Source organism: Seonamhaeicola sp. S2-3 (assembly GCF_001971785.1).
GTDB lineage: Bacteria > Bacteroidota > Bacteroidia > Flavobacteriales > Flavobacteriaceae > Seonamhaeicola.
The window spans coordinates 1,528,963-1,542,613 of the sequence record NZ_CP019389.1; the positions used below are offsets into that span (position 1 = coordinate 1,528,963).

The window sequence follows — 13,651 nt, forward strand, 5'->3', positions numbered from 1 at the left end:
TAATGGCAGGAACTAGAGCAGCAATACGTTACGCAAAAGCAGCACTTAGTTTAGCTGGCGATCAAAAAGCAGCTGAAGCTGTTAATAATGATATGATTGCTATTGCAAAAACCATTTCTGATAGCGAAGAATTAGACCAAGTACTTAAAAGTTCTGTTGTTAAAACAGAAATTAAAAGCGCTGTTTTGTCTAAAATTTTTCCAAAACTAAATAAAATTAGTTCAGATCTATTCAATTTATTAATAGATAATAAAAGGATTGGTATTTTAGGTGATGTTGCCCAAAAGTATACGGAGTTATTTGATGTGCTTAACAATAAAGAAATAGCACAAGTTACTACCGCTATACCAATGACTAAAGACCTTGAAAAAAAGGTGTTAACAAAAATAAAAGAGTTAACAAGTAAGGCTGTAGAATTAGAAAATATTGTAGACGAAAGCATCATAGGAGGCTTCATTCTACGCATAGGAGACAAGCAATATAATGCAAGTGTTCAAAACAAACTAAATAGATTAAAAAGAGAATTTTCAATAAACTAAAAGATAGTTTTATAAATAAATTAAAAGATGGCAGAAGTAAAACCAGCTGAAGTATCAGCAATCTTAAAGCAACAACTAGCAGGATTTGAGGCATCTGCTTCATTAGAAGAAGTAGGAACTGTTTTAACTGTTGGTGATGGTATTGTTCGTGCGTATGGACTTTCTAATGCTCAATATGGTGAGTTAGTAGAATTTGAAGGAGGTTTAGAAGGAATTGTACTTAACCTTGAAGAAGATAACGTAGGTATTGTATTATTAGGACATTCAAAAGCAGTTGCTGAAGGTTCTACAGTTAAACGTACTGGTCGTATTGCATCTATTAACGTAGGTGAAGGTATTGTTGGTCGTGTTGTTGATACACTTGGAAATCCAATTGATGGTAAAGGCCCAATTGCAGGAGAAACTTACCAAATGCCATTAGAGCGTAAAGCACCAGGGGTTATTTTCCGTGAGCCAGTTACAGAACCATTACAAACAGGTATTAAGTCTATTGACGCCATGATTCCTGTTGGTAGAGGGCAACGTGAGTTGGTGATTGGAGACCGTCAAACTGGTAAAACAACGGTTTGTATTGACACCATCTTAAATCAAAAAGAATTTTACGATGCAGGTGAACCTGTATACTGTATATATGTTGCTGTAGGGCAAAAAGCATCTACTGTAGCAAACATTTCTAAAGTATTAGAAGAAAAAGGAGCACTTGCATATACTACTATTGTAGCTGCAAATGCATCAGACCCTGCACCAATGCAAGTATATGCACCTATGGCAGGAGCTGCAATTGGAGAGTATTTTAGAGATACTGGTCGTCCAGCTTTAATTATCTATGACGATTTATCTAAACAAGCGGTTGCATATCGTGAGGTGTCGTTATTATTACGTCGTCCACCAGGACGTGAGGCCTACCCTGGAGACGTTTTCTACTTACACTCTCGTTTATTAGAGCGTTCTGCAAAAGTGATTAATGATGATAATATTGCTAAAGAAATGAACGATTTACCAGAAAGCCTTAAGCCATTGGTAAAAGGTGGTGGATCTTTAACAGCTTTACCAATTATTGAAACACAAGCTGGTGACGTATCAGCATATATTCCAACAAACGTAATTTCTATTACAGACGGACAGATTTTCTTAGAGTCAGATTTATTTAACTCTGGTGTGCGTCCTGCAATTAACGTAGGTATTTCAGTATCTCGTGTGGGTGGTAATGCACAGATTAAATCTATGAAAAAAGTAGCAGGTACATTAAAATTAGACCAGGCTCAGTTCCGTGAATTAGAAGCATTTGCTAAATTCGGATCAGATCTTGATGCTGCTACCATGAATGTAATTGAAAAAGGAAAACGTAACGTAGAAATTTTAAAGCAAGCACAAAACGATCCATTTACTGTAGAGGATCAAATTGCAATTATCTACGCTGGGTCTAAAAACTTATTAAGAGACGTTCCTGTTGAGAAAGTAAAAGAATTTGAAAGAGATTTTATTGAGTTTTTAAATGCTAAACACAGAGATGTTTTAGATACTTTAAAAGCAGGTAAACTAACAGATGAAGTAACAGACACATTAACTAGTGTTTGTAAAGATTTAGCAGGTAAATATGCGTAAATAGATTTTAGTTTTGAGTAGTAAGATATAATACATCTAACTACTGAATACTCAATACTAATAACTAAAATATGGCAAACTTAAAAGAAATACGTAACAGAATAACATCGGTATCTTCTACTATGCAGATTACCAGTGCCATGAAAATGGTATCGGCTGCAAAGTTAAAGAAGGCACAAGATGCTATTACTGCAATGCGTCCTTATGCAGATAAATTAACTGAGTTATTACAAAGTTTAAGTGCCACTTTAGATGCAGATTCTGGAAGCAAATTTGCAACACAACGCGAAGTAAACAAGGTGCTTATTGTAGCAATAACTTCAAACAGAGGGTTGTGTGGTGCATTTAACTCTAACATCATTAAAGAAGTTACAAGATTAGCTAATGAAAAGTACACAGGTAAAGATGTGTCTTATTTAGCTATTGGTAAAAAAGCAAATGATGCGTTTGGAAAATCTGGAAAGGTAATTGCAAACCATAGTGATGTTTTTGATGATTTAACCTTTGATAATGTTGCTCAAATAGCTCAAAGTTTAATGGATAAATTTGTTGAAGGCGAGTTTGATAAAATCGAATTAGTGTACAATAAATTTAAAAATGCAGCAACTCAAATTGTTGTTACAGAGCAATTTTTACCAATTGTACCTGTTGAAGATGGTGGAAATACTTCTGGCGATTATATTTTTGAGCCTTCAAAAGCAGAAATTGTTGAGCAATTAATTCCTAAATCTTTAAAAACACAATTATTTAAAGGGCTTAGAGATTCTTTTGCTAGTGAACACGGTGCGCGTATGACTGCAATGCACAAAGCAACCGATAACGCTACAGAATTAAGAGATCAACTTAAATTAACTTATAATAAAGCACGTCAAGCCGCTATTACCAACGAAATTTTAGAAATTGTTGGTGGTGCAGAAGCGCTTAACAACTAATTTGGTTTAACCAAATTTAGTAGAAAGTATAGGCCTTACCTTTTTTGGTAAGGCTTTTTTTATGGCATCAAATTTGAATTTATATCTTTATAAAATAAGTTTGATAAATGATTTTAATAAAAAAAATAGCAATTTCACTGGTTTGGTTACTTTTTATAACTTGTTTTTTACAATGTAAAAGTGCTAAAATGTTTGAAACAAAGCCCCCTATGCAATTAGGAAATGTATATTACCAGCATTGGGTTTCTGGAGTAAAAGGTGCTGGTTCGGGATATAATATTTTTATTCCTATAAAGTCAAACTCTAATAAAACTGTGTTAGATAGTGTTTATTTTAAAGGAAAAAAGGCCAAATTAGAACAACGCGATAATTTATTTATTGGTAGATTTAAATTAGAGCTTAACCCTAAAGAAGATGTTATTTTAAGCAATAAACCATTTGCTGAATATGGAAATAAGGCACCTAAATTACCAGAAAAAATACCATTTGAATTGAATGAAACCGAGTGTGTAGTCAGTTTTATGGAAAACGGTGAGGTTAAGTATTTTAAAATTAATGAGGTTTATAAAAAAGAATCAGAAATTTATCAAAGTATGCCGCCTAAAAATAAAACCCCTTTAGATGATAAATTTTCTAAATAGATACAGTGCATTTACAATTAATGTATAGTTTGGCTAACGTTTACTAAAAACGTATTTTTAACCTTGTTAATTGTTAAAAATTGAGTGCACTCAAAAAATTATTTAAGCAAACATTTATTTATGGTTTAGCCACAGTGCTACCAAGAATGTTAAGTTTTTTATTAGTTCCTTTATATACCACAAAAGGTGTGCTTTCTTCGGTGGCAGAGTATGGCGAAGTTTCTGTAATTTTTTCTTATTTCGTTTTGTTTAATGTGGTTTTGGCCTATGGTATGGAAACCGCTTTTTTTAGGTATTTCAATAAAGAAGATGATAAAAATAGTGTTATAGGCACATCGGCAATTTCATTAATAATCTCCTCTTTTGGCTTTTTTATTATAGCCTTTGTTTTTCAAGAGCAAATAGCATCTCTCATTAATATAAATGCAAAATACATCAACCTTGTTATTTGGATTTTATTGTTAGATGCCTTGGTAATTATACCATTTGCATGGTTAAGAGCAACACAAAAACCTGTAAGGTATGCCATTATAAAAATTTTGAATGTTGCCATTAATTTAGGGCTTAATTTATTCTTCCTATTGGCTTTAAAAGAACTAGTAGATAATGGTTCTTTATTTAAAATTATTTACAAACCAAACTTTGAAATCAACTATATTTTTATTTCCAACTTAGTAGCTAGTGCGGTTACGTTATTGTTTATGTTTCCGTTTTATTTTAAAGTTAAATATGTATTTAATATAGCATTATGGAAACGCATGATGCGTTACGCTTTTCCTGTATTAATTGCAGGTGTAGCCTTTTCAATTAATGAAACTTTTGATAGAATTCTATTAGATTATATTTTACCCGAAAATGTTGCAAAAACTCAAATAGGCATGTATTCTGCTTGTTATAAACTGGCGCTGTTTATGACCTTATTTGCAACGGCATATCGTTTAGGTATAGAGCCATTCTTTTTCAGTCATGCTAAAACAGAGAATCCGCAAAAAAATTACGCCAGAATACTTGAGTTTTTTGTAGCCTTAGGAGCGGTTATTTTATTAGTGGTAGTAGTATTTGCAGATATTTTAAAACCCATTATTGTTAGAAGCGAAGCCTATTGGGAAGCCATGTGGGTGGTTCCAATTATATTATTAGCTAATTTCTGTTTAGGTATTTACCACAATTTATCTGTTTGGTATAAAATAACAGATAGAACCAAGTTTGGGGCCTATATATCTATAGTTGGAGCCGTAATAACATTAGTTATCAATTTTGTATTTATTAAGCAGTATGGTTATAAAGCATCTGCCATTGCCACATTAGTAGCGTATAGTATTATGATGCTGTTATCGTATTACTTCGGAAGAAAATATTATCCAATTCCATACAACTTAAAAAAGATAGGGCTTTATTTAATTTTATCCATTGTATTATCAGGGCTATCTTTCTATCAATTTAGAGCCAATTATATTATAGGAATCTCAATGTTAATTGTATTTTTGGGCGTTATTTATTTTTCAGAAAGACAACAGATTAATCAATTATTAAAAAAATAACATGCAAATAAAAATTATAAACAAATCAAATCATAAATTACCACATTACGAAACCATTGCCTCTGCAGGCATGGATTTACGCGCTAGTTTAACCGAAGCTAGAATTCTAAAACCATTAGAGCGTACTATTGTAGGCACAGGATTGTTTATAGAGCTTCCTGTGGGTGTTGAAGCACAAGTACGCCCTAGAAGTGGTTTAGCAGCTAAAAAAGGCATTACAGTGCTAAATGCACCAGGAACAATTGATGCAGATTATAGAGGTGAAATAGGAGTTATTTTAGTAAATCTATCAAATGAAGAATTTACTATTAATAATGGCGAGCGCATTGCACAATTGGTTATTGCTAAACACGAACGCGCCCAATGGCAAGAGGTAGAAGCACTTTCTGAAACCGATAGAGGCGCTGGCGGTTTTGGAAGTACTGGAACTAAATAATTAAATAAACACATAACCGAATCAACTTTATATCATGAAAATAATAGTCCCAATGGCTGGTCGAGGTTCTCGATTACGCCCACACAGTTTAACCGTACCAAAACCATTAATTCCTGTTGCAGGACAACCCATTGTACACCGTTTAGTAAAAGATATTGCTAAAGTACTAAAACAACCTATTGAAGAAGTAGCCTTTGTTTTAGGAGACCCCGCATGGTTTGGAGATGATGTTGTTGAAAGTTTAACACAATTAGCCCAAGATTTAGGAGCCAAAGCTTCAATTTATCGTCAAGATAAACCCTTAGGAACTGGACATGCTATTATGAGCGCTAAACCCTCACTTTCTGGTCCTGCCGTAATTGCTTATGCAGATACGTTAATTCGTGCAGAATTTGATTTAGATCCAACTGCAGATAGCGTTATTTGGACTAAGCAAGTTGAAAACCCAGAAGCTTATGGTGTTGTAAAACTTAATGATAAGGAGGAAATTGTTGAGTTGGTTGAAAAACCAGAAACCTTTGTAAGTGACCAAGCAGTAATTGGTATCTACTATTTTAAAGATGTAGCCGTTTTAAAAAACAAATTACAAGAAGTGCTTGATGAAAACGTTATGAATGGTGGTGAATACCAAATAAACGATGGTATTAAGCGTATGATGGCTGATGGAAAAATATTTAAAACAGGTACTGTAGATGAGTGGATGGATTGTGGTAATAAAGCCATAACAGTTGAAACTAATGGTAAAATGTTAGACTTTTTAAAAGCCGATGGTGAAGAACAACTGGTAGCTAACTCAGTAACTTTAGAAAATGCCAAAATTATAGAACCCTGTTTTGTAGGTGAAAATGTTGTGCTTAAAAACACAACAGTAGGTCCTCACGTTTCTATAGGAAATGGCACTATTATTGAAGACTCAACTGTTAAAAACAGCTTAATTCAAACCAATACATCAATTAAAAATGCTAATTTAGATAATGCTATGATTGGTAATAACGTTAAATTTAATGGAAAATTTACAAGCATCAGTATAGGCGATTACTCCGTTTTAGAGTAGCATTTATTGGGTTAAGTATCTTTAATAATGAGCAAAAACAAAAATATAAGAACATTTTTATTCGGAATAATCTTTATTCCTATACTCACTTTTGCCCAAGTAAATTTTAATAAGACACCAGATGACGATTTAGGTGATGTAGAAGACCAATTTCAAGAAGCATTTTATGAAGCCTTAAAACAAAAAGGCATAGAAAACTATGATAAAGCCGTAGAGTCACTTTTAAAATGTATTGAACTAGATGGTTCTATTCCTGTTTTGTATTTTGAATTAGGTAAATGCTATAATAAAATTAAAAATTTTGGTTCTGCTGAAGATGCCTTTAAAAAAGCGGTAAATAAAGACCCAGACAATGAGTGGTTTTTAGATGAACTGTACGGTTTTTACATATCTCAAAATGAATACGATAAAGCTGTTAAAACGGTTAAACAGTTAGTAGAGTATCATCCTGATTATAAAGAAGATTTAGCATCTTTATACCTTAGAATGAAAAAGTATGATGAAGCATTAAAAATTCTAGATGAATTAGATGAAGAACATGGTATTTCTATCACTAGAGATATGATGCGCAATAGAATTTATGAGCTAACGGGTAAGAAAAAAGATCAAATTAAAAATCTAGAAAAGCGAGTTGATGATCATCCCGAAAAAGAATCAAATTACCTTGCGCTTATTTATAGATACAGTGAAAACAATCAAAAAGAAAAAGCCTTTGAAACGGCTAAAGAGCTTTTAAATATTAAACCAAATTCAAAATTAGTACACTTAGCACTATATAAGTTTTATTTAGATGATAATGATGCTGAAAAAGCCATTGAGTCTATGAAAATAGTAGTAAAAAGTAGTGAAATTAAACCCGAAGCTAAACTAAAAGTACTCACAGATTTTGTAGCATTTGTTAGTAAAAATCCGCAATATGAAACAGATCTTGTTGAAGCCACAGCTTTGGTAGAAGGCACTAACAATAGCAAAACCTTAACAGAACTAGGACAATATTATTTAGCTAAAAACAACAAAGAAAAAGCCTTAGAAAATTTTGAAGCAGCCTTAAAATTAGAACCTAATAATTTTGGAGTTTTAAAAAACGTTATGCTTTTATATTTAGATTTAAAAAAGTTTAATTTAGCTAATAATGCTAGTAGTAAAGCACTAGATAACTATCCATCACAGCCTTTGTTATATTTAATAAATGGGGTGTCATTTAATGAGTTAAACCAGCCCCAAAAAGCAATTGATGTGCTAGAGATAGGTTTAGATTATATTATTGATGATGTAAAAATGGAATCAGATTTTTACAACCAATTAAGTAAAGCTTATACTCTTTTAAACAATACCGCTAAAGCAAAAACGTTTAGTGATAAGGCAAAACAATTACAAAACACAAATTAATGCAAGTACGCTCTCAAGTCATAATAGTTTTATTTGCTTTGGTAATGTTTAGTTGTAAATCAGCAAAAACAGTAACCAGAGGAGAGGCTAATTATAATTTATCTTCAAAACAATTAATAAAGGAGAATTTAAAAAAGAGTCCAGATTATAAAACCTTAAAATCTACCCTAAAAATAACCTATGATGATGGTAAAACCTCTCAAAGTCATTCCGTTAGTTTTAGAGCAAAGAAAGATGAAGCTATATGGATGAGTGCTACATTTTCTGTAGTAAAAGCTCTAATAACTCCAGAGAAGGTGAGTTTTTATAATAAATTAGACAACACTTATTTTGATGGTGATTATAATTATTTAAGTGATTTGTTAGGTACAGAATTAGACTTTCAAAAGGTGCAGAATTTATTACTTGGCGATGCTATTTTCAATTTAAAAGATGGTAATTACAAAGTATCTGTTGATGACGGCACATATATCCTTCAACCCAAAAAACAACGAGAACTTTTTGAAATTTTCTTTTTGTTAGACCCTGCACTTTTTAAAGTAAAGTCTCAACAAATATCGCAGCCTGAAGAGTTTAGGCATTTACAAATTGATTATTTATCACATCAGGAAGTAGATAAACAAATACTACCCGAAAAAGTTAAAGTAATAGCCGTAGAAGAAAACCAAGAACTCATTATTGGGTTAGAGTTTAAAAACGTAACTTTAAATGAAGATTTAAGATTTCCGTTTAAAATTCCGTCAGGTTATAAAGAGATAAAACTTTAATGATTAAAGACGTTTCATCATATAAAATTGTTTTCGTTGTAGTTGTTTTGTTTGTTACTTCATTGGGTTTTTCTCAAAGTAATAAGCAAAAAGAATTAGAAATTAGAAGGCAAGAACTTAGACGAGAAATTCAAAAAATAAGTCAGTTAAGAGCCCAAGATAAAACAAAAGAACGGTCTGAATTAACATTAATTGAAGAGTATAATTATAAGATTAATGTTTTAGATAACTTAATTAAAGTTACCAACCAACAAGCCAATTACCTTAACAGAGAAATTAGTTCAAATCAAAAAGAAATAACTAGTTTAAGAAACGAATTAACACAGCTTAAGGAAGATTATGCTGCAATGGTGGTTAAATCTTATAAAAGTAAAAATCAACACAGTAGAATTATGTTTTTGCTGTCGTCTGCAGATTTTAAGCAAGCATATAAGAGGTTACAGTATATAAAACAGTACTCTAATCACCAAAGACAACAAGGCGAAACTATAAAAGCTAAAACTTTAGAGTTGCAAGAATTAAATAAGAGTTTGTTAAAACAGCAAGATGAAAAGAAGAAGCTTATAGCAGAAAATAGAGCCACACAACGCGCTTTATCGGCAGAACGAAGGCAGCATGAATTATTAATGCAATCTATTAGAAAAAACTTATCAAAATACACCTCTCAAATAAGGCAAAAGCAAAGAGAAGCCGATAGAATTGATAAAGAAATAGACAAAATTATTAGAGCCGAAATTGCTAAAACAAATAAAGCAGCGGGTAAATCGGTAACTTCAACAAATTTTGCCCTAACTCCTGCAGAAAAAGCATTAGCTTCTAATTTTGTAGCAAATAAAGGTAGGTTGCCTTGGCCTGTAGAACGTGGTAGAGTTAGTTTAAGATATGGGCGTCAACCCTCACCTATAGACAAATCTTTAATTATTAATAGTAACGGAGTACGTATTTCTACAAATAAAGGCGCTAAAGCACTAGCTGTTTTTAATGGTGAAGTAAGTAGTATACTTAAAATGAAAAACGTAAATCCTATTGTTATGATTCGTCATGGTAATTACGTAACCATTTATAAAAACCTATCTAAAATCTACGTTAAAAAAGGAGATAAGGTTACCACTAGGCAACCAATTGGCGAAATTTATACAAACCCCTCAAATGGAGAAACCATTTTAAGTTTTATATTAACTAAGGGGCTAATAAAGAAAATCCCGCCAACTGGATTGATAAAATGTAAAATTCCTGAAAGTGTAGAAATTCTACATTTTAGAATGGCGTTTTTTACACCCTTACAACAACATAGCCTTTTCTGGTTTTCTTATAGTGCTTTCCATTCCAAAAATAGTAACGCTTACCTTTAACTCTTACAATTTTGTAATGTTTTGGTAGTGTTTTTACAACCGTAACTTTGCTTACAGGTGTTGTGGTAACACGTGTTGCACAAGATGATAAATTAAACAATAAAAAGGCCGAAATTAAAATAACAAAAATTCTCATAGCAATATTGAATTTGGGTTAATATGCTATTAAGACTTGTAGAAAATAAAAAAGTTTAAAATTTACCTACTATATGTTATTATTCCATAAAGTAAGCCTTTAGTTCGGTAGCGTCGTGTGGATTTATTTTTCCAGCCAATAATAAACTAAGTTGTTTTCTGCGTAAAGCTGCATCAAAACGGTCTTTTTCAAGTTTAGTTTCAGGTATAACTTCGGGCACTGTAATGGGGCGCCCTGTTTCATCTACAGCCACAAAAGTATATATGGCTTCATTAGCCTTGGTTTTTTCGCCAGATTCTCGGTCTTCAATCCAAACATCAATAAACACTTCCATAGAGGTGTTAAAAGCTCTAGTAACTTTAGCCTCAACAGTAACTACACTACCTAATGGAACGGCTCTATTAAATGCCACATGATTAACAGAAGCAGTTACAACAATACGTCTGCTATGGCGTCTAGCAGCTATACTAGCGGCTCTATCCATTCGCGCTAAAAGTTCGCCACCAAATAAATTATTTAGCGGATTGGTTTCACCGGGTAAAACCATATCAGTTAGTATTGTTTTAGATTGTTCTGGTGTTTTTGCTTTCATTGAAGGTTATTTAATGATTGCAAAGGTACTATTTTTAGGATTTAAGTAAGAAGATACTTTGGAATGTAAATATCCTGATTTTTAGATTTTACGGAAAAACCACAGTTGGTTTTATAAAAAATTACAAAATAGGTCGTTTTTTGTACTTAAAACGCAGCAAATTTTTTCTTTTCTTTCGATATTTGAAGGGTTAATACTACGTATATTTGTGTTTATCCGTTTTTTTAAAAATTAATAACTGGCAAAGTTTTTAAATTCTATGAAACAAATATTTCCTGAAGAGGTATTAGAAAGTACGGTTGAAACGCATCAATTTAAGCATGGTAAAAAAAGTAAAATTATTTACACTATAATTTTAACCGCACTTATTTTAGTATTTGCGCTATTACCAATTATAAGAGTAGATATTTATACATCCTCTCGTGGTTTAATAAAACCAGATAAAGAAAGATTAGCAATTACTTCATTAAATTCTGGAAAAGTAATTTACACTAATTTAAAAAACAACCGCTTTGTTGAAAAAGGTGATACTCTACTAATTTTAGATGATAAGGTAGTTGATGAACAGATAAATTTATCAAAACAACAGATAACTGATTTTAATTTATTTATAGATGACCTATCATATTTAATTAATAACTCACATCCTGCAAGTTATAAAATAAAATCACCAAAGTTTAAAAAAGAATTTCTATTGTACAGTCAAAAACTTCAAGAACTACAAACTAGGTTTAAAAAACTAAAAAAAGACTATAACAGAAATAAGGTTTTGTTTGAAAAAGGAATAATTTCCAGAGTTGAATTTGAAGAAGTAACATTTAATTATGACCTAGTAAAAAATAGCATTAACCAACTAAAACAACAACAGCTCAATACGTGGCAGGCAACATTAACCGAGTATAATAATACTTTGTTGGAAATTAAAAGTAAAACAAAACAATTACTAGAAAATAAATCTCAATTTGTCATTAAAGCACCAACTACTGGTACTTTAATTGGTGTTAAACCTATCGAAAAAGGGAGTTATATAAATGCAGGAGAAGCGTTAACCAGTATATCACCCAATACCAACCTAGTTGTAGAATGTTTTATAAGCCCCCAAGACATTGGTTTATTAAAACTAAATAACCCAGTAAACTTTCAAATAGATGCTTATAATTATAATCAATGGGGTTTGGCAACTGGAAAAGTAATAGAAGTAGGAAAGGATATTGAAATTATAGATAATACTCCTGCATTTAAAATTTTATGCCAATTAAACGAAAAAGAATTAAGCTTAAAAAACGGATTTAAAGGGCAGTTAAAAAAAGGAATGACCCTAAATGCTCAATTTAAATTAGCAGAACGGAGCTTATTTAATTTGTTATATGATAGAGTAGATGATTGGTTTAACCCGAGTCAAAAAGATTTTACAAGTATTAATAATTAAAATAGCAGTTTACTTTTAACCCCAAATTACAAAGTTTACATGAAAAATATTAAACATTTAGAACGCCTACAGCAGTTACACTTACGTATTGAGCAAGAAAACACGGGTACACCTAAAGAATTGGCTCGTTTCATGAATATTAGTGAGCGTTTACTTTATAATTTAATTGAAGAATTAAAAGATATTGGTGCGCCTATTCACTACAACCGTAGCTTAAAAACATATTATTATAATGATGACTTTAAATTACAGATTAAAATATCGGTAACGGCTTTAAGGAATAATGAAATTTTACAATTATTTGGGGGCACATACCTTTTAAGACCAAATAATTTGATTAAAGAACTTTGCAGTTAATTACTATAAATTAGAAATGTAAAATGAGGCAAATTATAATTACATATGAATTAGTTACTTTTTGGAATTAATGTTAACTAATTAAATATTTTTTTGTGAAAAAGTTAGGGTTTATGTTCTGACTTTTACTATATACTATTTTATACTATGCAAAATATTTTGTACTGCTGATGAATATTTTTTCGAAATTATATTGGTTTTTGAAAAACCCTAAATTAATTGAAAAAGCTAAAACTCCATTTTTTAAAACTTTCAAAGAATTTATGTTTTTTGATATTGTTATAACACTTGGATGGGCTTTTTTGGTGACCATATTGATATTGTCATTTGAACAATTTGAAGAAGTTTTCAAAACGAAAAAAGCTATTAATACTAGTGTTGCCAATAAGCTTTTTATTACAGCCTTAGTCGCACCTTTAATTGAAGAAACTGCTTATAGACTTAGTTTGAAAATTAATAGATTGAATATCTCAATAAGTATAGGAACTCAGATTATTCTATATTTATTTATTTTTAGAGTAATCAATTTTCCTTTGCACTTAAGGATAATATTAATGGGAGGTGTTTCATTAATTATTTATTTAGTAATTAATAAAACATCCGTTCTTTATTTAAAGAAAAAGAAGCGGTTTTTTATTTATTATAATATAATTGCATTTAGTTTACTTCATGCTTTTAATTTTTCATTTACTTCTGTTTTACAATATTCGTTTATTCCTTTTTTAGTATCCCTGCAATTCTGTTTCGGATTATATTTAAGTTATGCAAGATTAAGTTATGGTTTTAAAAATGTACTGTTATTTCATGTTTTTCATAACTTGATGATTATTTTAATTAGTCAAATTGCTTTTTGATAAAACCTTAGCCGATATTCTAAAAAT

The 13,651-nt window shown here is 31.1% G+C and carries 15 protein-coding genes; 13 read left to right on the forward strand and 2 right to left on the reverse strand.

The features are described 5' to 3' along the window. Positions 1-2 precede the first annotated feature (2 nt). From atpH to BWZ22_RS07170, 10 genes are all read left to right on the forward strand, one after another. Positions 3-539 (forward strand): ATP synthase F1 subunit delta, encoded by a 537-nt coding sequence (gene atpH / locus BWZ22_RS07125; RefSeq protein ID WP_076698957.1) that lies wholly within the window; start codon positions 3-5, stop codon positions 537-539. A 27-nt stretch (positions 540-566) separates the two neighbouring features. After that, positions 567-2,144, forward strand: coding sequence for a F0F1 ATP synthase subunit alpha (gene atpA / locus BWZ22_RS07130; protein WP_076698958.1), 1,578 nt, complete (start codon positions 567-569; stop codon positions 2,142-2,144). A 71-nt stretch (positions 2,145-2,215) separates the two neighbouring features. Continuing rightward, on the forward strand, positions 2,216-3,076 hold the full coding sequence (gene atpG, locus BWZ22_RS07135; RefSeq protein ID WP_076698959.1) for an ATP synthase F1 subunit gamma: 861 nt from the start codon (positions 2,216-2,218) through the stop codon (positions 3,074-3,076). A 188-nt stretch (positions 3,077-3,264) separates the two neighbouring features. Continuing rightward, positions 3,265-3,717, forward strand: a complete 453-nt coding sequence (locus tag BWZ22_RS07140) for a hypothetical protein (RefSeq protein WP_157607926.1) — start codon at positions 3,265-3,267, stop codon at positions 3,715-3,717. Between the two features lie 80 nt (positions 3,718-3,797). Further along, complete coding sequence (locus BWZ22_RS07145) at positions 3,798-5,258, forward strand: polysaccharide biosynthesis C-terminal domain-containing protein (RefSeq protein WP_076698962.1); 1,461 nt, start codon at positions 3,798-3,800, stop codon at positions 5,256-5,258. 1 nt (position 5,259) lies between these two features. After that, the gene (gene dut / locus BWZ22_RS07150; protein WP_076698963.1) at positions 5,260-5,694 is read left to right on the forward strand and encodes a dUTP diphosphatase; all 435 of its coding nucleotides are present in this window, start codon (positions 5,260-5,262) and stop codon (positions 5,692-5,694) included. 34 nt (positions 5,695-5,728) lie between these two features. Further along, a complete protein-coding gene (locus BWZ22_RS07155; RefSeq protein ID WP_076698965.1) occupies positions 5,729-6,748 on the forward strand; it encodes a sugar phosphate nucleotidyltransferase in 1,020 nt (339 codons plus the stop codon). Positions 6,749-6,775: 27 nt separating this feature from the next. After that, positions 6,776-8,137: a tetratricopeptide repeat protein gene (locus BWZ22_RS07160; protein WP_076698966.1), complete on the forward strand. Its 1,362-nt coding sequence runs from the start codon at positions 6,776-6,778 to the stop codon at positions 8,135-8,137. Continuing rightward, positions 8,137-8,904 carry a DUF4292 domain-containing protein gene (locus tag BWZ22_RS07165; protein ID WP_076698968.1) on the forward strand — a complete coding sequence of 256 codons (768 nt, stop codon included), beginning with the start codon at positions 8,137-8,139 and terminating at the stop codon, positions 8,902-8,904. The genes BWZ22_RS07160 and BWZ22_RS07165 overlap by 1 nt, the downstream gene beginning before the upstream one ends. Then, a complete protein-coding gene (locus BWZ22_RS07170; protein WP_157607927.1) occupies positions 8,904-10,256 on the forward strand; it encodes a murein hydrolase activator EnvC in 1,353 nt (450 codons plus the stop codon). Before BWZ22_RS07165 ends, BWZ22_RS07170 begins: the two co-directional genes overlap by 1 nt. Here the strand turns inward: BWZ22_RS07170 and BWZ22_RS17080 are convergent. Together BWZ22_RS17080 and BWZ22_RS07180 are read right to left on the reverse strand one after the other, a co-directional pair. After that, positions 10,177-10,392, reverse strand: a complete 216-nt coding sequence (locus tag BWZ22_RS17080; RefSeq protein ID WP_371326814.1) for a DUF6515 family protein — start codon at positions 10,390-10,392, stop codon at positions 10,177-10,179. The two genes, BWZ22_RS07170 and BWZ22_RS17080, sit on opposite strands and share 80 nt — an antisense overlap. Positions 10,393-10,471: 79 nt before the next feature. After that, a complete protein-coding gene (locus BWZ22_RS07180) occupies positions 10,472-10,984 on the reverse strand; it encodes an acyl-CoA thioesterase (RefSeq protein ID WP_076698969.1) in 513 nt (170 codons plus the stop codon). Between the two features lie 259 nt (positions 10,985-11,243). Between BWZ22_RS07180 and BWZ22_RS07185 the strand changes: the two genes are divergently transcribed. The 3 genes from BWZ22_RS07185 to BWZ22_RS07195 all read left to right on the forward strand — a co-directional run bounded on the left by BWZ22_RS07185 (position 11,244) and on the right by BWZ22_RS07195 (position 13,624). Further along, positions 11,244-12,413, forward strand: coding sequence for an HlyD family secretion protein (locus tag BWZ22_RS07185; protein ID WP_076698971.1), 1,170 nt, complete (start codon positions 11,244-11,246; stop codon positions 12,411-12,413). 39 nt (positions 12,414-12,452) lie between these two features. Continuing rightward, positions 12,453-12,770, forward strand: a complete 318-nt coding sequence (locus BWZ22_RS07190; RefSeq protein ID WP_076698972.1) for an HTH domain-containing protein — start codon at positions 12,453-12,455, stop codon at positions 12,768-12,770. 200 nt (positions 12,771-12,970) lie between these two features. Continuing rightward, positions 12,971-13,624: a hypothetical protein gene (locus BWZ22_RS07195; RefSeq protein ID WP_157607928.1), complete on the forward strand. Its 654-nt coding sequence runs from the start codon at positions 12,971-12,973 to the stop codon at positions 13,622-13,624. The last annotated feature ends 27 nt before the right edge of the window (positions 13,625-13,651 follow it).